The sequence below is a fragment of the Peribacillus aracenensis genome, assembly GCF_025175645.1.
GTDB classification, from domain to species: domain Bacteria; phylum Bacillota; class Bacilli; order Bacillales; family DSM-1321; genus Peribacillus; species Peribacillus aracenensis.
Genome location: NZ_JANZMJ010000014.1, coordinates 61,590 through 83,844, shown reverse-complemented (window position 1 = coordinate 83,844; position 22,255 = coordinate 61,590). Strand labels below are relative to the sequence as shown.

Below are 22,255 nucleotides of genomic sequence, written 5' to 3'. Positions count from 1 at the left end.
AAAGCGAGTTCCAGAAATCCATGGATTCAGCTCGTTCCGTCCACAACAAGATCCGCTCTTTCTTGAGGCCTATGCGCACCTACATAAAGGTCTTCAAGCACCATCCAATTATCCTCCCACATTTGCCGCGTTTCTTCACCATCCCGCTCAAGCCCCCGTTTCAAACGCTGATCACGGGGACATTCCACCCAAATCGTAAAATCATGGTACCCTGCCAATTCTTTACGGATGGAATATGTTCCTTCTATAATAACAAGGCCTTCAGCAGGAACATCATGCCATTCTGCCAAAGTGTCCGTTTTCCAATCATACCTTTGATACCTTGCTTCCCGTTCATTTATAAGCGGTTTCAGAATTTGATTAAACACCCGCTCCCAATCATAATCCGCACCAATCTGCTTTTGGGATGGAGGCAGTTGGAACCTATCCGATGATGGCAAATAAAAATCGTCCATATGAACGACCGCGCTACCCGGACACTCAGCTTGGATACGGGAAGCAAGTGTACTTTTTCCAGATCCGCCCCGTCCGTCTATGGCCAATATATATGGAGATCGTTTATTGGAAATTTCGTGAATTTCAGCTATAAGACTGCTAATTGTATACTGTCCAGCAAGTGTTGGAAAATTCATGAGCATTCCTCCTATACTACTTATTTCTATTCATCCTCCCTCAAATTCCTTCCTTGAGAGGATTAAAATGAAAAAAACTAGAAGGAGGTGCTGGCAAGGTTATCGAATGACCATTGAATTGAATCCGCCATTCGGATTTACGATCAAAGCCGATATCGAGTCAGCAATAAAATGGCTCATCGGCTGTATGCTGCCAATTCGGATTTGCCGAAGAAAATGAATGGGCAGATGACGATCCGTTTCTAGACTTTGTTTTCCAAATGGATACTAAAGGCCAATCCCCAACCGGATTTCTTTTTCTGCGAGCATCACGGCTATCTTATCCTGGATTGCCGTAATGCCTTTTTCTTCTACAAAATTATTCAAGATGATCGAAAATATGACTTTTTCCCCTCTTTTGGTCGTAACATAACCTGACAAGGAGCTCGTTCCTGAAATCGTCCCTGTTTTAGCTCGAACATTCCCGGCTGCATAAGTCCCTTTCATCCTCTTCCTTAGCGTACCGCCCACCATCCGATTTTCGTCGCCTGCAATCGGCAAAGCGTTCAAGTATGCAGGAAACCACGTCTTTTCCTGTACGGCATACAACAGTTTCGTTATTTCATTCGCTGGAATCATATTGACTTGGGAAATTCCAGATCCATCACGCATCATGATCGTTTGCATATCAAGACCCATACTCTTCAGCTGATTTCGAGCAACCTTCAAACCATCCTTCCAGCTTCCCTCCCCTTCTGCCTCTTTGCCCATTTCTTTCACCAAAACCTCGGCATGGCTGTTATTGCTCAATTTCATGAAAGGAATAAGCAGTTGTGAAAGCGGCATGGACCGATGAGTGGCAATCATGTCCGCTCCTACTGGCGTCTTCCCTTTTTTCCTTTTTCCCAACACTTTAATTCCATGTTTGTTCATTGAGTTTTCAAATAGGCTTAAGGCAAATTCTGTGGGATCTTTCACCGAGATCCACTCTTTGGTCACCCCGGCATGCTCCGGAATGGTTCCGGTCACCGTAATGACTTGTGTGCCATGAGACCGTTCGACTTCAATTTTCTTATTGCCATCTTCCGATTCGGTTTTTGTTTTGTTGATGACCTTCACATAATCCGTTTCCGGCTTCAGCTTCACCGTTGCCCTTTTACCAGCCTTTTTCCCTGGGGATATCTCCACGATGATGGTACCGGTATCGTAGTCTTCATTCGGGGAAGCCGTTAAAGCTGAAACGGCCGCCCCATAATATTCCTGTTCATCGCTCCAAACTAAATCTTGGGAATAACGAACATCGTCATACCAAGAATCATCGCCTATAAGATCCCCATGAACCACCTTAACTTGTTTGTGCTTCAGTGAAGCTGCAAGCTCATCGAAATCCTTTTCCAATAAAGTCGGATCCCCTTTTCCCTTCAGGTACACATCGCCCTGCAGAACATGGCCAACTTGCACTCCTTTTATGTATAGTTCCGTTTGAAAAGCATGATCTTCCCCTAAAGTTTCCAGCGCAGCTGCTGCAGTCAATAGCTTAAGGTTCGAAGCAGGCCGTAATCTTGTTTGCGACCCCCGTTCATAAATCATTTCCCCCGTTTCAGCTGAACGGATGGAAATTCCCGTTAACGCGCCAGCCAATCCCGGCGATTCATCCAATATTTGTCGAATTTCCTGCCCTAGGTTTCCATCATCATTCGCAGCCTGCATCGATTCTCCATTAAAAAAACAGATCAAAAACAGGAAGAATATAAAACTCAACTTCCTTTTGTATGTCAAACCTATCACTCCCACTCTAAAAGCTCACCACTTCTATCTTGTCCAATTTACAGTCATATAAAAAGAAAAGATCCACTAGAAGTCTTTATTTATACATACTCAGGAAACTGGAGGATTATTCTGCCGCCACTCCACGGAACCGATAGGACCCCCGACTTCATGATTTCTTGGCACATAAGGATAATAGGGAACTTTCTTGTCAGCTAATCCGTATAAGTATAAAGACATAGTAAGGAGTGAATATATGTATTCAAAGATACAGCCACCAACCAAGAAAATTTCCAAAGAATCAGTGAAGGTTTGGCGGATGACTGAAGCCATTACCAATCTCATTATCCTCGCTGTCCTTGGCATCCTATTATTTATTGATGATTTTTTCACTTGGAAAGAATGGATTGGATGGATTTTAAACGGACTCATCACATTATCTTTTATTCATGCAATCTGGTCCATCTTCATTGAACCGATCTTGTTGCAAAAGTATTGGCGTTACGACGTGAACGAAGAATTCATTCAAACAAAACGTGGAGCCTGGAGTGAAACGCATGAACTCATTCCGATGACGAAGGTCCAATCCGTCAAATTGAACCAAGGACCGTTTTTGCGAAAATATAACCTTTACTCCCTGAGCATTGGAACAATGGGGGACTCTCATGACATACCTGCCATTCCAGAGAAAGAGGCTTATGAATTACGAGATAAAATTGCCCATTTCGCAAAAATTAAGGAAGTGGATTAATGATGGAAGAACATGCAAAACGATTACACCCTTTCAAAATCCCTTTCGAGTTTTGGAAATTGCTGAAAGGAAATGCGTTTTTCATCATCATGCTTTATGTCCTGAACTTCGGTTCTGAAAAGATGTATATGAAGGTACTTCAAATCGGTTTTCTTGTTTATTTGATTTGGAAAGTCATTTCCATCATCCTAAAATGGTATACGTATACATACCAAATCAAAGAAGGAACCATATATATTACTTCAGGCCTTATCTCGAAGTCGTATCGAACGATCCCTCTTCATAAGGTACAGAATGTTCAGCAACGCACGACGTTATTTCATAAAATTTTCAGTTTAACCTCTATAACATTCGAAACGGGGATGACTGGTGATCAGGGTACCGTTCCTTTTGAGGTGATTTCCCGAAAAGAGGCCGAACGGCTGGAGGTGGAATATGCTTCAAAACAGGAAATTACGGTTATCGAAGCGGAAATTCCCGAAGAGCGTATAGCAGAACCAATCAATGGGAAAACGATCCATTTCACACCAACCAAACAAGATGTGCTGAAAGCTTCCTTTACATCACTCAGCTTCCTGGCTCTTATCCCGATATTGGCTACGTTATATAATACACTCGATGATTTTATCAATTTGGAGAATGCCGAAGGGTTTCTTGCCAAGTTATTGGATACGTGGTGGATCATAACCATCGTTCTTGCAGCCCTCATATGTGTCGCCGTTGCCTTCGGAATCGTTTCCACTTTCGTCAAATATGGAAAATATGAAATTTCATCCGATCACGAGCGTATATATATCAAGAAAGGTGTATTGGATGAATCCGCTTTTTCCATTCAGAAAGAAAAGGTACAAGCTGTAGAAATCACCCAATCCATCATTAAAAGATTGCTAGGCTTGGCAGAAGTGAAACTGGTCAGTGCAGGAAATACGGGCGATGAAGAGCTGGAAACGAATACACTCTATCCTTTTTTATCAATTGAACGGGCATATGGGATGGTAGAAGAGATTTTACCCGCTTACAAAGTGGAACAGTCAATGAAGCCCCTATCGAAACAGGCCTTCAAGATTCGAATGCTGCGGCCCAGCTTTTTCTGGATTCTCACAACATTGGCGATTTATTACTTTAAACCCTCCCTATGGTATATCTCGCTGATTTTACTCGTCCTCATTTATTCATTGAGAATAATGGATTACAAAAATAGCCGTTACTTGTTAAATGATGAGTTCATTCAGTTCAAATCCGGAAGTTTGGAAACGTCACTATTCATTACCAAAAGAAGCAAGGTCATTCAAATTGAGGTGGAACGTACAAAGTTGCAAAAGCTTTTCGGTCTTGCCACAATTGAAACGATCAACCGCTCCAAGCCGGTACACCATACAAAGCTCCAAGATGTATCCGTTGAATATGCAGACGAGTTTTACACATGGTATATGGGCAGGACAAAAAATATCCAAGTCGAATAGCAATGAATGAAAGAGTTGACCATGGCGGTCATCTCTTTTTTTAATCTACTTTATCCCCTTCTCCTACCTAGAATAAATGTAAGCCCACTCAAGTCAAAATTAATATTGGGAATTTTCTAACTTGAAACTTCAAAAAAGTCAAAGCAGACCGAAATATCTTATAGAACCTAAATCAATTTGAGGAATATAAGGAGAATTGTCCAAAATGAAAAGACTGACAGACTGGTATTTTAATTCGCTAAAAAAACAAATTTTGATTCCTTTTTTAGCTTTGATCATGATAAGCGGAATGGCCATCTCTTACATGAGCTATAAAAATAGTATCGAGTTGACGACCCAGGAACTTACCGGAACTACGGAAGAACAAGTCAAGTCAATGAACGATTCTTTCGAAATCTTCTTTCAAAAAACGGAAAATCAATTGGATAGGATCGGTAAGTACCCTATCATGAGTACTTACGATAAGAACCCCGAATCGATAATGGATGAATTTTCCCATACACAGTCGAGCAATTCTGAAATAAATGGTTTATACCTTGGCACAGAGAAAGACGGAAAAACATTGATATTCCCAAAAGCTGAATTGCCGGCTGACTTTGATCCAAGACAAAGGGATTGGTATCAATCGGCTTTGAAACAAAAAAACAAGACCATTTGGACAGAACCTTATACGGATCAGGCGACAAATGCACTTGTCATTACGGCAGCAAAAGCCATATATGATGATCGTGATGAATTAATAGGCGTGCTCGGTGTCGACATCTCGATCGATACATTGATCACGATGGTCAATCAAACGAAATTCGGTGAAACGGGCTATGCGGTTTTGCTGGATAAGAAAGGGTCATTCGTTACACATCCAGACAAGGAAAAAATCCAACAGGATATATCAAAGGAAAATATGTTCAGAAAAATGAAAAATGCATCCGGTTCAATGATCGAGGAATACGAAGGGCAAAGCCGGATCATCGGATACGCCACCAATCCGACAACTGGATGGAGAATAACAGGGGTAATGGATGAAAATGAAGTGAAAGTCCGTGCAAGCCCGATGGTAATCGATAATATCATCACACTGCTGATCGTCTTTACTGTCACTGCACTGTCTGCCATCTTCATCACCCGTTCGCTAACGAATCCCATTAAAAAGCTGCAGGAATCCATACGGAAAATGGCTGAAGGCGATTTCACAACCAACAATTCCATTTCCAGGAAAGACGAGATTGGGCAACTTGCAGAAGACACCAACTTAATGACCAGGAATATGAGCCATATGTTAGGCGTTGTCAACAACCTTTCCGATAAAGTATCGGAATCCTCCATGACGCTAGTGGCTAGTGCAGATGAAAATTCAGCGGCAGCTAACGAGGTGGCCATGACGATGGAACAAATAGCTGCCGGTGCCATAGACCAAATTGAAGTCGGGCAGAATAACGAAATGGCTGTAAAGCTATTGGCTGATAAAATCCATGGTCTTGAAACACAAGCGAGCAAAATGGCCACGGAATCCGAAAATATGTTCAAGGCTTCCGAAAACGGGATCACTCAAGTGCAAGGCCTCAAACAGCAATTCAATGAAACATCCCTGATTTCCAGTAAGATGAGTACGGCAGTCAAATCATTGGATGCACGCTCCAATGATATTAGTGCGATCGTAAAGACCATAAGCGGGATTGCAGGACAAACGAATTTACTCGCCCTGAATGCCGCCATCGAAGCAGCCAGGGCCGGTGAGCACGGAAAGGGATTTGCAGTTGTAGCCGATGAAGTGAAGAAATTGGCCCAACAGACGGAAAACTCACTGAAAGAAATCTCTGAAATCATTCAAGCCATGCAAACCGATACAACCAATACCGTTCATTTGATTGATCAAGTCAATCAAAAAATCCATCTTCAGGATACTTCTGTATCGGATACGGAAAATGCCTTCAGTCACATTGCATCGATTATCGCGAACACATTCAGCAATTTCGACGAAATAAAAAAGATGATGAACGATATGGTAAACGAGGTCACACGAATGGCGAGCAATGCAGAAAGCTTAAATTCGATCAGTCAGGAAACTGCAGCAGGAACTGAAGAAGTATCAGCTTCCGTAGAACAAACGAATGCTTCCATGGAACAATTAAACGCCCTAGCTAGTGAATTGGATGCCTTATCCCAGGAAATGCACAAAGAAATAAAGAAATTCACATTCTAATCAAAAAAAAGGACGAATCCTAAGGGATCCGTCCTTTTTTACCTTACGATTCATAGAGTTTTTCTACTGTTCGTAAGCGTTTCATCGGTTTCAGTTATTCCTGAGTAAGAAGAACTGGATTTTCTCGCATTCGAATCGACTAACACAAGCAGCTTGCCACTCTTTACATCCGCTTCATATCGATTAGCTTCGTCTTCAGGTATGCCCATTCCGATTAATGTACCGGCCAATCCTCCGGTACCAGCACCTACTGCCGCTCCGGCTAATGTTGCAGCAAGCGGTCCAGCTGCCAGTACCGGTCCGATTCCCGGAATCGCCAATGCACCCACACCAGCCAATAATCCGGCAGTACCGCCCAAAATACCTCCGGTCGCCGCACCAGCTGCGAGCCCCTCCTCAACCTTTGTACCCGTTTCTTCATTCACTGTATTTAATTCTTCTTTATCTTTAGCTACCACCGAAATATCTTCACGATCATACCCTTGGGCCTGTAATGACTCAACAGCCTTTATGGCTTCTTCTCCAGTTTCATATACACCAATTATACGTTTATCCATATCTATCATCCTCCTTAAAGAATGTAAATTGTCGCTCCCCCTTTACATACCCCTGGTGATGAAAAGGCTAAACGTTATTTAACAGGAAAATATTTTGAGTTAACCCTTACTTAGAAAGGGTATATATAATAATAATATGCAAATTTTTAGGGGGGATCATTTTGCTCATCGAGTTACTTAAAGATTTAGTATCTATTGACAGTTCAACGAAAGAAGGAGCTAACCAAGCAGTTGATTACTGTGCGGACTGGCTTAAAAAACAAGGTATTACTGTGAATGTGATCGTAAATAACGGTTATAAAATGCTTGTTAGCGAGATTGGCAGCGGAGATAAAACCGTAATTTGGAATGGCCATGTCGATGTTGTCAGCGGAACTCCGGATCAATTTTTCCCTGAGGTTCATGAAGGAAACTTATATGGGCGCGGGACAGCCGATATGAAAGCGGGAGTTGCAGGGATGATGTGTGCATTTACCGAACTGAAAGATAAGGACCTAGGTTTGAAAATCCAGCTACAAATCGTATCGGATGAAGAGATTGGCGGATTGAACTGTTCCGGATATTTAGCGAAACATGGTTATAGAGGTGACTTTGTAATCTGTGCTGAACCTACGCAATTGGGAATCGGACTCCAGGCAAAGGGTGCCCTTCGTCTCGATATTGAAGTATCCGGCAAATCTGCACACGGAAGCCGTCCATGGGAAGGCGTGAATGCAATTGAAAAGGCCTATGATCTCTATCAAAAAATAAAGGAACTTCCTTTCACCAGGGATCACACCCCCCTTTACTCTTCCCCTTCACTTAACCTAGCAAAAATTAAAGGCGGGGATGTTTATAATAAGGTACCGGATGCCTGTTTGCTAAGCCTTGATATACGCTACCTTCCTACACAAACAATGGAAGATATCATTGCTCAGATTGAAAGTGTGACAGGAAATAATGTCCACCTTAATATGTACAGTAAACCTGTAAAAACCGAAGAGTCAGACCCATTCATCGCTATGCTCCGCCCGATTATCGAAAGCAACACTAAGCAGGATGCTGTCATTTTTGGGCAGCATGGATCCGCAGATACCGTGTTTTTTGCGGCTTATGATATCCCAGCCATTGAATTCGGTCCGAAAGGTGAGAACTGGCATGGAGATAGGGAATGCGTCAACCTTGAATCAGTGGCAGTCTATCAAAAAATGCTAGTCGATTTCGCTTCTGAATTTGTTTTAAATTAATCCAAAGCATGAAAAAAGCCGGCATCACATAGATGCCGGCTTTTTTCATGCTTCGAATCGAATATCCTTTCCTACTAAAATAAACCCCACTCAATTGTTCAATATTTCATTGTTTTTTTACAAAATATACAGGACTTTAAAACTAGGGAACAGATGTCCATTTTCCACCTCATCAAACAGGATATTCCATAAAACCAACATTATTTACCAAAGATACGCTTATACTGACATAATAAATAATATTTACATTCAATAGATAAGTCCTTTTGTCCTAGTTTATATTACATTTATTTATCAAAGGAAACCTTTTTGTAACACAATTACTATTCCAGCGAAACATTGTTGTCATAAAGACCTGTTATTCTAAGTCTACGATTTAAAACAAAGGAGACTATTCATTTTGAAAAAAATACTACTTCCACTATTCACTGCTTTCTTTTTGGTATTTAGTTTTTCCGGAGTTTCATCGGCTGCTACTACTACATACAAAGTTAAAAGCGGCGACACACTATGGGGTATCGCCAATAAACATAATATAACAGTCAATCAACTCAAAAGTTGGAACAACCTGAAAAAAGATAACATCCATCCAAAACAAGTTTTAAAGGTCAAGAAAACATCGACATCTGCTAAACCTAAAGCTAAAACATCATCATCCAAGAAATATAAAACGATCACCGTGAATGCAACAGCTTACACTGCGAACTGCAAAGGTTGCAGCGGTATTACAGCATCAGGTCTTAACTTAAAGAAAAACCCTAACGCAAAAGCCATCTCAGTTGACCCTAAGGTCATTCCACTAGGAACAAAAGTTCATGTAGAAGGATACGGGGATGCCATTGCAGCAGATAAAGGCGGCGCAATCAAAGGGAATAAAATTGACGTCTTCTACTCTTCTCACTCAAAAGCTATCAATTGGGGCAGAAAAACCGTTAAAGTAAAAATCTATAAATAATATAAGCGCCAGCCTGAAACCTAATTCAGGCTGGTTTTTGTTTTCCCCATTCTTACAAACACCTAAACAACCAGTTTCCCTTCAAACGGGAATATTTACTGAAATTTCAGTAAATGTTATGATTAGTACATCTTAATCAAAAGAGAGGTGTGCACATTGAATATTGTCATTATAGGGGCCGGAGCACTCGGCTCCTACTTTGGAGGCAGGCTGCAGCAGGCTGGGCAGCATGTTCAATACCTTGTCCGAAAAAACCGCGCCAAACAATTGAAAGAAAACGGCATCAGCATAACCAGCCCTCATGGAAACTACCAATTTAACGACCTTCATATCACAGAGAACGTAAATGATATTGTAAAGGTCGACCTTGTGATTCTCGCCGTAAAAGGCCAGCATCTGCAAGGCACCCTTACAGATTTAAAGGTCCTTGTTGAAAAGGGCGCAAAGGTCCTCCCGCTTTTGAACGGATTGGAACATGTATCCATTTTACAGGACGAACTGGGCGATGAAGCTGTCTTGGGAGGAAGTGCCTTCATCATCGCCACTCTTGATGAAAAAGGTCATGTCATTCACTCCAACGATAATCACGACTTGATCTATGGCCCGCTTCATCCGTCACAAGAAAAGATTTGTGATGAATTCGAGCAGGCAGCCGGATCAGCTATCATGAAGACTGGCAGAACGGAAAACATATTGATCAGGATGTGGATCAAATACATGTTCATCACCGCTTTCTCCGGTGTGACAACCGCCTCCAACCTCCCTATCGGCACGATACGGAGATTCCCTGAAACCAATGGATTGCTGGAAAAGGTCCTTGTTGAAATGAAGGAGCTCGCGAATGCCTATGGCGTCGGAATTACTATGGAGAATATTGCACAGGCGTTGGAAAACATGGCAGGCTTACCTGATGAATCCACCTCTTCCATGCACCAGGACCGCCGGAAGGGCTTAACCCTAGAAGTGGAACATTTACAGGGCGGTGCACTGCGCCTTGCCGACAAGGCCGGATTGAAACTTCCTGTGATCGGAACCCTTTATGCACTCATAAAACCATTCGAAAATTGATTTTTTCCAATACCGGCACCCCACCGGTATTTTTTATTGCAGTTTATCCATCTATCATGACCCCTAATCCCATGACCAAAAAGAACAAAAAGAAAACAATATCACCAAAAGAATATTCTGATTCTTCCTTCTGTTACACTATAACCAAGTTAAGAAAGCGCTATCATATAACAAAGGAGAATGCACCTTGAAAATATTAAAAAATCTAACAGTTCAGGTCATCATCGGTATCATTCTTGGTATAACAGTCGGTTTCTTCTTCCCTGCTTTCGGTGAACAGCTGAAGATATTAGCTGATTTATTTATTAAAATGATTAAAATGGTCATTGCACCAATCATCTTCTTAACCGTCGTAATCGGAATTGGCGGTATGGGTGATATGAAAAAGGTTGGCCGCATCGGCGGAAAGGCACTGCTCTATTTTGAAATCGTTACCACTTTCGCACTTGCCATCGGAATCATCGTAGTCAATCTGCTGGGACCTGGTAAAGGCTTTAACATCGATTCAGTCGAGGGCGGAGATGTATCTCAATATACAACAGCCGCTTCCGAAACGGAACATGGCACCCTTGCTTTCATTTCTAATATCATTCCTGATAATGCCGTTGCCGCACTTGCTGGCGGAGACTTACTCCCTATTCTATTCTTTGCCGTATTATTCGGATTATCAATGGCGGCAATGGGACCGAGAGTGCAGCCAGTCGTTTCTTTCTTTCAGCATATTGCCGATATTTTCTTCGGCATCGTCAGCATGATCATGAAAGTATCTCCATTGGCGGCTTTTGGAGCAATGGCTTATACAATCGGTAAGTTTGGCCTTGGTTCTCTAAGCTCTTTAGGACAATTAATGGGTAGTGTATATATCACAATGGCACTATTCATCGTTCTTATCCTTGGCTCGATCGCAAAAATCTACGGCTTTAATATTTTCAAGTTCATAGCCTATTTAAAAGAAGAAATCCTCTTAGTTTTAGGAACATCTTCGTCGGAATCCGCTCTACCAAGCGTGATGAAAAAACTCGAAAAATACGGTTGTTCAAAATCGGTAGTCGGTTTAGTTGTCCCAACGGGTTATTCTTTCAACCTTGATGGCACATCCATCTACTTATCCATGGCAGCGATTTTCATCGCCCAAGCCTATGGTGTCGATTTAAGCATCTGGCAGGAATTGACCCTTCTAGGAATCTTGATGTTAACATCCAAAGGAGCTGCCGGTGTAACGGGATCCGGTTTCATTACACTTGCTGCAACATTAGCTGCCTTCCCAATGATTCCAGTTGAAGGAATGGCATTACTGCTGGGAGTCGACCGCTTCATGTCTGAAGCACGCGCCATCACCAATCTAATCGGTAACAGTGTTGCTACAGTGGTCATTTCTAAATCGGAAGGTGAATTCAATTCTAATCAAGCCATCTCAGGTGACCTGGGTGAAGTGGCCGTCTCATCGGAAAAATAAGCGAATCTTGAATGAAGAGGTGTGCAACTTGCACCTCTTTTTTTATGTCTTGCTCCCTTACTATCAATGAATAGCCGATTTTCTATAAATAGCCAATCAAATAAATTTCAGAATCACTGAAAAGTGTTTATACTTTTATGTAAAGGTTAAAGTATATAGTTAAAAGTTTTAGTAGTTTGATGGATTTAACCAAATTAGGAGGTTTTATCATGAAGGATTACGGATTATTTATTAACGGTGAGTGGTCGGATTTTGGATTGGATAAAATTGAAGTGAGAAACCCGGCAACGGATGAAGTTGTTGCCACTGTTCCTAAAGGCGGTGCAACTGAAGCGGCGAAGGCTGCAGATGCCGCATATGAAGCCTTTACGGACTGGGCTGCACTTTCGGTCTACGAACGTGCTGAACTTATTTGGAAATGGCATCGATTGATTGATGATAATAAAGAAGAACTAGCCAAAATCATGACTGAAGAGCAAGGCAAGCCCCTTAAAGAGGCTCTTGGTGAAATGACATATGCAAATGGCTTTTTATCTTGGTTTGCCGAAGAAGGAAAACGGGTGTATGGCGAAACGATTCCTGCTTCCGTATCCAATAAGCGGCTTTTCGTGACAAAACAGCCTGTCGGAGTTGTAGCTGTCATTACGCCTTGGAACTTTCCTGCAGCCATGATTACAAGAAAAGTTGCACCGGCGCTTGCAGTCGGCTGCACAGTCGTCATTAAACCGGCAAACCTGACTCCCATAACAGCTCTAAAAATGGCTGAATTGGCTGAAGAAGCTGGCATTCCAAAAGGAGTCATCAATGTTGTGACAGGAAAATCATCTGAAATCGGCGAAACTTGGCTTCAAGATACAAGGGTTCGTAAATTGACGTTCACCGGTTCTACAGAAGTCGGTAAAACCCTTATGAGAGGCTCAGCTGAAACGGTAAAGAAAATCTCGCTTGAACTTGGAGGTCACGCACCCGCAATCGTACTTGAGGATGCCGACCTTAATAAAGCGGTTGATGGCATCATCAGTTCGAAATTCCGTAATGCAGGACAAACATGCGTATGTTCAAATCGCATTTATGTCCACGAAGCCATTCAAGAAGCCTTCATCAAAAAGCTCGTTGCCAAGGTCAAAGAACTAAAGGTAGGAAATGGACTGGAGGATGGCGTCGATATCGGTCCGCTTATCGATCAAAATGCAGTTGACAAGGTTCAAAAACAAATTGATGAAGCAATCAGCAGCGGTGCTAAGCTCGAAGCTGGCGGTAAATCAATAAGCGGCCTTTTTCTTGAACCAACCGTACTATCCAACATTGATGACAGCATGCTCTGCATGAATGAAGAAACATTTGGTCCTTTAGCTCCTATCGCCTCCTTTAAGACCGATGAAGAGGCGATCAAAAGGGCAAATGACTCCATCTTCGGTTTGGCAGCTTACGTCTTCACTGAAAATATCTCCAAGGGCATCAAATTCACCGAGGCACTTGAATTCGGTATTGTTGGCTTGAACGATGGACTTCCTTCCGTTCCGCAAGCTCCATTTGGCGGATTCAAACAAAGCGGGCTCGGCCGCGAAGGTGGACATCAAGGCATCGAAGAATTCCTGGAAGTAAAATATATTTCCTTAGGTTTGTAACGCATTTTAGCACTTTTGCTCCTTCACTAAGAAAACGGGCCCGACTTAATTGAGTCGGGCCCGTTTTTTCATTCCAATATATTCTCTTCAAGCTTTTCCTCTTTTCGGATCCTGATGAATTTTACGATATTCAATACAATCGTTTTAACAACGGAATAAGTCGGAACGGCCAAAATCATACCGATGATACCGGCAATGTTTCCGGCGACGAGCAAAAGGATGATGATGGTTAGCGGATGAGTGTTCAATTTCTTCCCGATGACTAACGGCGAAATGACATTACCATCCAGTTGCTGAATGACCGTTACAACAAGTATAACCAATAACGCTTCGGTCGGTGAATGAATCAACGCCACAATGACCGCAGGAGCCACTCCGATAAACGGGCCTACATATGGAATGATATTGGTTACCGCACCAATCAGCGCAAATAAGAACGCGTAAGGCAAACCAATGATTAAATATCCAATGAACGTTCCAATTCCGACAAACATGCAAACCAGCATCTGTCCTTGAATATAAGTAGCAAGCGTCTCTCCCGTTTCCTTAAGTACCGTTAAAGCTGGTTTTCTATAGCGAACGGGTACGAATTTCATAATGGCAGCCGGAAGCTTATCTCCATCCTTCAACATATAAAACAGAATGAAAGGAACCGTCACGACCACTAACGTAATATTCGTCACTACACTGAAAACCGAAGACAAACTATTAGTTATATTACTCGGTAAATTCGTCAAATATTTTTGAAGCGAATCTCCTACTTCTTGCAAAGGAACATAATCTTGTTCCACCGTCCACAAAAACCATTTTGACTCAGCTGAGTCTTCAATGAACTTTCTTACTTGATTGAAATAATCCGGGAGGTTATTGACTAAATCCGTAACTTGTTTGGACAGTGACGGGCCGACCAGACCGACCAGCAAACTAATCAATCCCAGGAAAAATACATATAGCAATAATATCGATAATCCCCTAGGCACCCTTCTTTTAACCAGGAAATCAACAGTGGGGTTGAACAAAAAGTAGAGAAAACCTGAAATCAAGATTGGAAAGAACAATGTAGATGTAAAGATGACTATCGGTTCAAAAAGAAAAGAAATCTTAGTACCAACATAAAAAAGTAAAGACAATAGTAATAACTCTAACGTCCAAAAATGTAATTTTGTCTTGAACAAATTATCTCCTCCACTATAACCATTCTATTTAACTCCCTATTTCTAAGGAAACAACATCATAAATACGAAAAATCCTATGTATGATAATCTCTCATTGTTAGCAGTTTACCATATTTCCATAACTTGAATGAATAATTATATACAAAAATAAAAGAAAAAGCCTAAAGATACAGTTCCCTATCATTTTGATGGTTAAGCTTCATTTTAAAATACTCTATTTCCAGTGGTGCCGAAAGGTTCATGTGTTTATTATCACCAATAAGGGATACAGACCCAAATAAAAAAAACCCCGCTGTATTGGCGGGGTGGTTTTATGTTTTATTTTTGATCTTGTAGTACTGCTTCAAGCATCGTACCATTTTTGGCTAGGTTTGTATGCCATGAAAATGCTTTTTCAAGAATGTGCGGAGTTTGATGCCCGCCAGTTTGCGCAACAGCTTCAGTGAAGTACGCACGAAGCTGTGGACGGTAGTCAGGATGCGCACAGTTTTCTATGATTAACTCTACGCGCTCTTTTGGTGCCAAACCACGTAAATCAGCAATCCCTTGCTCTGTCACTAATACATCCACATCATGTTCAGTATGATCCACATGTGAAACAAAAGGAACGATACTAGAAATTTTGCCGCCTTTCGCATATGATTTCGTTACGAAAATGCCTAGGCGTGAGTTACGGGCAAAATCTCCTGATCCGCCGATTCCATTCATCATTCTTGTCCCAGAAACATGTGTCGAGTTCACGTTACCATAGATATCACACTCTAACGCTGTATTGATTGAAATCAAGCCAAGGCGACGGATGATTTCAGGATGGTTAGATATTTCTTGTGGACGAAGAACTAGTTTATCACGGTATTTTTCAAGCTCACCGTAAACTTGTTTACCTTTTTCTTCAGCTAATGTAATCGAACAGCCTGAAGCGAATTTAACTTTTCCAGCATCGATTAAATCAAATACCGCATCTTGCAGCACTTCTGAATATACTTCCAAATCTTTAAATTCAGAATCAAGGAAGCCAGCGAATACTGCATTTGCAACTGAACCTACTCCCGACTGAAGCGGAGCAAGGCTTTCAGTTAAACGGCCAGCCTTGATTTCTTCACGAAGGAAGTTAATAAGGTGGTTGGCGATTGTTGCAGTTTCTTCATCCGGCGGCACGATTGTAGAAGGTGCATCAAGATCTGTGGAAACGACGATTCCCATTACTTTTTCAGGATCAACGGCAATACCGATCGATCCAAGGCGATCACTTGCTTTAGTCATAGGAATCGGTTCGCGTTCTCCTTGATTTGCTGGTGTATATATATCATGCATCCCTTCCAATCCTTCTGGATGGGATACGTTCAATTCAATGATTACATGTTTAGCTTCTTGAACGAATATGGCTGAATTTCCTACAGAAGTTGTCGGGATGATTAATCCATCTTCCGTAATCGCCAATGCTTCGATGATTGCAAAATCTATAGGCCCGACAATGCCTTGACGAACTTGTTCAGCTGTATGAGATAAATGCTGATCTACATAAGTGACTTCATCAGCATTGATTTTATTGCGAATACCTTTATCCGCTTGGAACGGCAAACGTTTGTTTATGATACCTGCTTCTGCCATATGTTGGTCGACTTCAGGCCCTAATGAGGCACCTGTAAATACGTCAACTTTGAATTTTTCTGTTTTAGCTCTTTCAACTAGAGCCATCGGAATAACTTTAGCATCTCCAGCACGAGTAAAACCACTCATACCGAGTTTCATCCCATCTTTAATCCATGAAGCTGCCTCTTCCGCTGTAACTACTTTCCCCTTAAACTGTTCGTTGCGAATTTTTTTGAAAACGCTTTCGTTCATACAAAAGACCCCCATTTTTCGCTTTTCTTACACTTAATTTTATCAATCCTGTGTAATCATCACATTCGATTCTGAATGAAAAGCCTTAAATAGAGCATAAACCAGCATTTTTTTCACATAAAGGAGAATCATTAAAATCCCAAAGCCCTTCTAAATTGACTTGCATATGTTTGACTGACCTGGATTTTGGAATTGTCTTTCATTATCAGTAAAAATGTAGAATGAAAATCAGGAAGGATCTCTTGTATATAGTTGATATTGACGATGTACGAACGATGCACACGAATGAATAAATCACTAGGTAAAATGAATTCCAATTCACTTAAGTTCATTTTATGAAATCCACTCACACGTTCGGACTGAATCTTAGTTTTCCTATTTTGAGCTTCCAAATACATAATTTCATCATATGGAAGCGGTATCCAGCGGTCATCTGTTTTAATGGTCAAGAATGATGTCGGTAAAATTAATGGCTTTGACGGCAAAATGGCCGTTACCGCCCCTAAAGGATTGTCCTCGTCCATGATAGGAACACTCAGCCCATAGTAAGGTACGCCAAATACATTACTTTCCACTTGCACCCCTATTTTTTTACGAACACTCAACGCTTTATATGTCGCCGTTTTTTCACTGATTAAATCACCCGGTTTTATTCTTAAGTCAACTTGTTTGCTCGGTTGATAATAAATGTATTTTTCAGAATCAGCCACAGAAATTGAAGCATCCTTCGGTACAAACTCCCTGATGATATTCAAAACGGATTCGACCGTAAATTGATCCATTTCCTTTCACCTCTTAAAAGAACATATTAATAATTTCCCTATTTATTAAACAGGGCATTCATGAAATAATTCATCGTTTTCTGGAAAACTTACATTTTTTTGAATATGGTATTCGTAAAATAAAGAAAAATGGAAGTAACTAAGCGAATAACGTCAAAAAAAGCAAAAAAATCGTATTTAAATTTATATCCTTATTCATTATAGTTGGAAAGCTCCCCGATTTCCATGGGGGATTCTAGAAAAAAGTTTCCTTTTACCTAACATTCAAACTCCAAAGCTGAGGTTGGGCAACAAACGCAAAAAGAAGCCGCTCTCCCCATATTGGATAACGGCTGAAAGGTTATTTTTTTAAACGGGGATTTTGAAACGATGATTTTATTCGAAGGGATAATATCTCTTCTAAGTTTTTCAATGGCAATTCCAATAAAAAGGATCGGTCATCAGGTTGATATACACCCTCTGAAATGAGCGTATTAACGATCTTCTGTTTTTTCGCATTAACAATACGGACCAGTCTCCCCATTTTCAGCTCCCTTTCCTTAATCGACTGTATCCGGCATATTCGGCCGAATTAATCACGGCATCAGATGTCATTCTTTAACGCATCATGACCTTCTTTTCCGGTCCGGATATTCACCACATTCGCCAATTCATAAATGAAGATTTTACCGTCACCAGGCTTACCGGTACTCAAGAACTTCCTTGCTACATCCACAACATCCTGAACTGGCACCTCACACACGACGATTTCGATTTTCATTCTGTCATGCAATGACATTTCACGATTTCTGCCTCTATATGTTTCCACATAACTCTTCTGAAGACCCGTTCCTTTTACTTCCGAAACTGTCATTCCGCTCACCCCAATCTTTGCAAGTTCCGCTTTGAATTGTTCAAACTTGATAGGGCGTGTAATGATTTCTATTTTCGTTAAAACCTCGGACATATGAGCCCCCCCTTTAAATTGATTCGTGATAAGCCTTTTCTCCATGAAGTGTAAGATCAAGCCCCATTGACTCATCTTCTTCACTGACACGCAACGGCACGAAAAGGTTAATGACTTTCGCAACGATATAAGTGACCACGGCAACGAAAATATATGTCGCGACGATCGCTACAAGCTGCTTCCACAACAAGTTGAAGTCGCCATAGAATAAACCATTTGCCCCGCTTTCGTTTACGGAAGCGGTCGCGAACAAACCTGTCGCGATGCCCCCCCATGTCCCACCAATCCCATGTAATCCGAAAGCATCAAGTGCATCGTCGTAACCCAGTTTATTCTTTAGGAAGAATACGCCCCAGAAACACACGGCACCGCCGACGACACCGATGATGATGGAAGAGGCAGTGGTTACGAATCCACAAGCAGGTGTAATGGCTACCAAGCCTGAAATAGCTCCGGATACCGCACCCAGCAATGTTGCCTTTTTATTAGCCATATACTCAACGATCAGCCAGCCAATGATACCAGCTGCCGCTGCAACTGCTGTATTAACGAATACATTCATCGCCACTTCATTGATTGTCAATGTGCTTCCGACGTTGAAGCCGTACCACCCAAACCAAATTAATGAACCTCCGAGGAATGTTAAAGGAAGATTATGTGGTGCATTGTCACCCGACTCTTTTCTTTTACCCAACATGATCGCCAAAACCAGACCCGCAACCCCTGAAGAAATATGGACGACGTTTCCACCTGCAAAGTCAAGTGCACCCAATTCCGCTAACCAGCCGCCTCCCCATACCCAGTGTGCAACAGGAGCGTATACGAATAAAGACCAAAGGATCGTAAAAATCAGGAATGCTGAAAACTTCATCCGCTCGGCAATGCCACCTGCAATGATCGAGACTGTTAACACGGCAAAAGTCATTTGGAATAACATGAACAAACTATGAGGAATTGTTTCGCTGTATGGTCCAGGTGCAAAGCCTACATCCTTTAAACCAACCCAGTCTAGACTGCCTAGAAATGCATTACCAGGTGAAAATGATAATGAATACCCAATCAGCACCCAAAGAATCGAAATGACAGCCAGTGGCATGTAACTATGCATTGCCGTATTCAGGACATTTTTACTCTTTACCATCCCTCCATAAAATAGGGCAATCCCTGGTGTCATTAGCCAAACCATCATCGTCGCCAAAAACATGAATACCGAATCCGCCATTTGCATACTGTTTTTTCCCCCTTGTTTTTTGTTTATGTTATGTTTGTTAACATCATTATGTTATATTTTTTATCATATACTCAATTTTATAAAAAATCAACTCAATTTTTATTTTACGTGAAAATATGTGAGATTAAATAACATCACTATGAATAAAGGATCAGAAAAAAATGTTTTTTTCATTTTGATAATACTTTTCACCAATTTTTCATGAATCCATTCCCATTACATTTCCCCCTCTACTTATGTCCCTTTCTAAAAAAAGCCATTAAAAAAAGGGCCCTCCTATTGAGGGCCCTTTAAAAGATATTCAGTTAGCAGCAACGAGACACTTTCCCACCCTTTGCATTATACCGCTCATCCTGGGCTTCACAGAAAAATTCTTTCCTGGTTTTCACAGGATCCTCAGGATGATGCATTTTCATATGCGCCACATAAGTATCATAACTTGGCACGCCGACCAGCAAACTGACGAATTGCTTTCTGTAGCTGAGAATTTTAATCAATCTTTTCAACATTGCCTTCCCTCCCTTATGATGTCCTTGATACATAAGGTGTTTCATGTAAATCTATTTTCTGGTTCTTCAAGACTTTTATCCATAACCTAATTGCGGAAATCAAGACCGTGATCACCACGATCATGAAGATGGCACATAGGGCAGCATCCACATAATCGTTGACGATAACCCGTTTCATCTCGGTAAGGTTAGCTGCCGGAGCAAGAATTTCCCCATTATCATAGGCCGCTTTAAACTTATCCTTATGTGCCAAAAAGCCAATAGCCGGGTTTTCGTGGAACAGCTTTTGCCACCCAGCCGTCATGGTCACTATCAACAAGAATGTAGTAGGTACAAGAGTGACCCATGTGTACGCTTTTTTGCCCATTTTGAAAAGGACCGTCGTCCCAAGCAGCAACGCAATGGCGGAAAGCATTTGATTCGCAATTCCAAACAATGGCCAAAGGGTGTTGATTCCGCCAAGAGGATCAATGACCCCTTGATAAAGGAAGTACCCCCAGCCGATTACACAAATGGCAGTTGCAATAATATTGGGCAGCCATTTATTCGTTTCGGCAAAAGGTTTGTAAAAGGTCCCGATTATATCCTGTATCATAAAACGCCCTACCCTGGTTCCAGCATCAATGGTGGTCAATATGAACAATGCCTCGAACAGGATCGCGAAATGATACCAGAACGCCATCAGGGACGCTCCGCCAATCACTTGCGAAAAGATATGGGCCATGCCGATAGCAAAGGTTGGAGCTCCTCCAGTGCGGGATATAATGGTCTCTTCCCCAACATCGTCTGCAAGGCCGGTAATCATCTCAGGCGTCAAAATGAAACCCCAATCGGATATCGTAGCGGCCACTTGAGCTGGCTCCGTTCCCACAACGGCACCCGGGCTATTAATGGCAAAATAGATACCAGGAGTCAGTACACAAGCTGCTATCATCGCCATGATGGCTACAAAGGATTCAGTCAACATCGCCCCGTATCCGATTGGACGTGAATGGGATTCGCGTTCGATCATTTTAGGAGTTGTTCCTGAAGAAACGAGTGCATGGAAACCTGATACCGCCCCACAAGCGATCGTAATGAATAGGAACGGGAATAAGTTTCCGGAAAATACAGGTCCTGTTCCATCGATGAATTGAGTGACGGCAGGCATTTCAAGGCTCGGCATGACAATAAAGATTCCAAGTGCAAGTCCGATGATCGTACCGATTTTCAAGAATGTACTCAAGTAATCACGCGGTGCCAATAACATCCATACAGGCAAAACGGAGGCAACGAAGCCGTATACAATCAACATGATGGCAATCGTTTCCCCATTGAAAGTGAACATTGGCGCCAATGTTGCGCTCTCTGATACAAAGCGACCGAAATATAACGCGAGCATCAATAGTATGATTCCGATAATCGATCCTTCGCCAACCCGTCCAGGCCTTATATAGCGCATGTAAATGCCCATTAGCACAGCGATCGGTATGGTCGAGGCAATCGTGAACATCCCCCACGGGCTTCCCACGAGCGCCTTTACGACAACCAGGGCAAGTACCGCTAATAAAATGATCATGATACCCAGAATACCGATCATCGCTATCAAGCCTGTGATCGGTCCAATTTCCTCCTTGATCATCTCTCCCAATGATTTGCCGTTACGGCGCATCGAACCGAAGAGAATGATGAAATCCTGTACGGCACCAGCCAATACAACCCCGACTACAAGCCATAGTGTCCCAGGCAGATATCCCATCTGCGCTGCAAGGATGGGACCAACGAGAGGGCCAGCTCCGGCAATCGCTGCAAAATGGTGGCCAAACAACACCCATTTGTTTGTAGGAACATAATCTTTCCCATCATTATTCGCTTCCGATGGAGTCTGGCGATTGTCATCTAGCTCAAACACTTTCCGTGCAATGAATTTACTATAAAAGCGGTATGCAATTGAATAAACACAGAGTGCTGCAGTGACAATCCACATGGCATTGATGCTTTCCCCCCGGTTTAGCGCGACGAAACCAAAACTCACCGCACCCAACACAGATATGATTCCCCAAAGAATGACTGACTTAAGCGCTTTCATTTTTTTCCATCTCCTCT

General features: G+C 42.0%; 20 protein-coding genes. 9 read left to right on the top strand and 11 right to left on the bottom strand.

From position 1 onward, the window contains the following. Positions 1-26: 26 nt before the first annotated feature. Positions 27-632 carry a uridine kinase family protein gene (locus N0M92_RS15270; protein WP_260286552.1) on the bottom strand — a complete coding sequence of 202 codons (606 nt, stop codon included), beginning with the start codon at positions 630-632 and terminating at the stop codon, positions 27-29. A 67-nt stretch (positions 633-699) separates the two neighbouring features. On the opposite strand from N0M92_RS15270, the gene N0M92_RS15265 reads away from it, so the two are divergent. Then, on the top strand, positions 700-852 hold the full coding sequence (locus tag N0M92_RS15265) for a hypothetical protein (protein ID WP_260286549.1): 153 nt from the start codon (positions 700-702) through the stop codon (positions 850-852). A gap of 47 nt (positions 853-899) precedes the next feature. On the opposite strand, the gene dacB is transcribed toward N0M92_RS15265, so the two are convergent. Further along, complete coding sequence (gene dacB / locus N0M92_RS15260) at positions 900-2,321, bottom strand: D-alanyl-D-alanine carboxypeptidase/D-alanyl-D-alanine endopeptidase (protein ID WP_449581541.1); 1,422 nt, start codon at positions 2,319-2,321, stop codon at positions 900-902. 313 nt (positions 2,322-2,634) lie between these two features. Between dacB and N0M92_RS15255 the strand changes: the two genes are divergently transcribed. From N0M92_RS15255 to N0M92_RS15245, 3 genes are all read left to right on the top strand, one after another. Continuing rightward, positions 2,635-3,129: a PH domain-containing protein gene (locus tag N0M92_RS15255; protein ID WP_260286547.1), complete on the top strand. Its 495-nt coding sequence runs from the start codon at positions 2,635-2,637 to the stop codon at positions 3,127-3,129. Then, positions 3,129-4,592: a PH domain-containing protein gene (locus N0M92_RS15250; RefSeq protein WP_260286546.1), complete on the top strand. Its 1,464-nt coding sequence runs from the start codon at positions 3,129-3,131 to the stop codon at positions 4,590-4,592. The genes N0M92_RS15255 and N0M92_RS15250 overlap by 1 nt, the downstream gene beginning before the upstream one ends. Before the next feature lie 205 nt (positions 4,593-4,797). Beyond that, positions 4,798-6,792, top strand: a complete 1,995-nt coding sequence (locus N0M92_RS15245) for a methyl-accepting chemotaxis protein (RefSeq protein ID WP_260286545.1) — start codon at positions 4,798-4,800, stop codon at positions 6,790-6,792. A 50-nt stretch (positions 6,793-6,842) separates the two neighbouring features. Here the strand turns inward: N0M92_RS15245 and N0M92_RS15240 are convergent, their stop codons facing one another. Continuing rightward, positions 6,843-7,349 (bottom strand): general stress protein, encoded by a 507-nt coding sequence (locus N0M92_RS15240; protein WP_260286544.1) that lies wholly within the window; start codon positions 7,347-7,349, stop codon positions 6,843-6,845. Positions 7,350-7,510: 161 nt separating this feature from the next. Here N0M92_RS15240 and N0M92_RS15235 point away from each other — a divergent pair, with 161 nt between their 5' ends. The 5 genes from N0M92_RS15235 to N0M92_RS15215 all read left to right on the top strand — a co-directional run bounded on the left by N0M92_RS15235 (position 7,511) and on the right by N0M92_RS15215 (position 13,682). Further along, complete coding sequence (locus N0M92_RS15235; protein WP_260286543.1) at positions 7,511-8,575, top strand: M20 family metallopeptidase; 1,065 nt, start codon at positions 7,511-7,513, stop codon at positions 8,573-8,575. Positions 8,576-8,975: 400 nt separating this feature from the next. Next, entirely contained in the window at positions 8,976-9,530 is a 555-nt protein-coding gene (locus N0M92_RS15230; RefSeq protein ID WP_260286542.1) for a LysM peptidoglycan-binding and 3D domain-containing protein, read from the top strand. Between the two features lie 147 nt (positions 9,531-9,677). Continuing rightward, positions 9,678-10,598, top strand: a complete 921-nt coding sequence (locus N0M92_RS15225) for a ketopantoate reductase family protein (protein WP_311202560.1) — start codon at positions 9,678-9,680, stop codon at positions 10,596-10,598. 187 nt (positions 10,599-10,785) lie between these two features. Continuing rightward, positions 10,786-12,054, top strand: a complete 1,269-nt coding sequence (locus N0M92_RS15220; protein ID WP_260286540.1) for a dicarboxylate/amino acid:cation symporter — start codon at positions 10,786-10,788, stop codon at positions 12,052-12,054. Between the two features lie 209 nt (positions 12,055-12,263). Next, positions 12,264-13,682: an NAD-dependent succinate-semialdehyde dehydrogenase gene (locus N0M92_RS15215; RefSeq protein ID WP_260286539.1), complete on the top strand. Its 1,419-nt coding sequence runs from the start codon at positions 12,264-12,266 to the stop codon at positions 13,680-13,682. Between the two features lie 68 nt (positions 13,683-13,750). Here N0M92_RS15215 and N0M92_RS15210 read toward each other — a convergent pair whose 3' ends face one another. The 8 genes from N0M92_RS15210 to N0M92_RS15175 form a co-directional block, all read right to left on the bottom strand. Next, positions 13,751-14,857, bottom strand: coding sequence for an AI-2E family transporter (locus tag N0M92_RS15210; protein ID WP_260286538.1), 1,107 nt, complete (start codon positions 14,855-14,857; stop codon positions 13,751-13,753). Positions 14,858-15,175: 318 nt separating this feature from the next. Further along, complete coding sequence (locus N0M92_RS15205) at positions 15,176-16,702, bottom strand: acetyl-CoA hydrolase/transferase family protein (RefSeq protein ID WP_260286537.1); 1,527 nt, start codon at positions 16,700-16,702, stop codon at positions 15,176-15,178. A 131-nt stretch (positions 16,703-16,833) separates the two neighbouring features. Next, positions 16,834-17,484: a LytTR family DNA-binding domain-containing protein gene (locus N0M92_RS15200; RefSeq protein WP_260286535.1), complete on the bottom strand. Its 651-nt coding sequence runs from the start codon at positions 17,482-17,484 to the stop codon at positions 16,834-16,836. 340 nt (positions 17,485-17,824) lie between these two features. Further along, positions 17,825-18,007, bottom strand: a complete 183-nt coding sequence (locus tag N0M92_RS15195; RefSeq protein ID WP_260286534.1) for a hypothetical protein — start codon at positions 18,005-18,007, stop codon at positions 17,825-17,827. Positions 18,008-18,067: 60 nt separating this feature from the next. After that, a complete protein-coding gene (locus N0M92_RS15190) occupies positions 18,068-18,430 on the bottom strand; it encodes a P-II family nitrogen regulator (RefSeq protein ID WP_063235326.1) in 363 nt (120 codons plus the stop codon). A gap of 13 nt (positions 18,431-18,443) precedes the next feature. After that, a complete protein-coding gene (locus N0M92_RS15185) occupies positions 18,444-19,658 on the bottom strand; it encodes an ammonium transporter (protein WP_260286533.1) in 1,215 nt (404 codons plus the stop codon). 308 nt (positions 19,659-19,966) lie between these two features. Continuing rightward, on the bottom strand, positions 19,967-20,170 hold the full coding sequence (locus N0M92_RS15180; protein ID WP_076370801.1) for a YbdD/YjiX family protein: 204 nt from the start codon (positions 20,168-20,170) through the stop codon (positions 19,967-19,969). 13 nt (positions 20,171-20,183) lie between these two features. Next, positions 20,184-22,238, bottom strand: coding sequence for a carbon starvation CstA family protein (locus N0M92_RS15175; protein ID WP_260286532.1), 2,055 nt, complete (start codon positions 22,236-22,238; stop codon positions 20,184-20,186). Between the last annotated feature and the right edge of the window lie 17 nt (positions 22,239-22,255).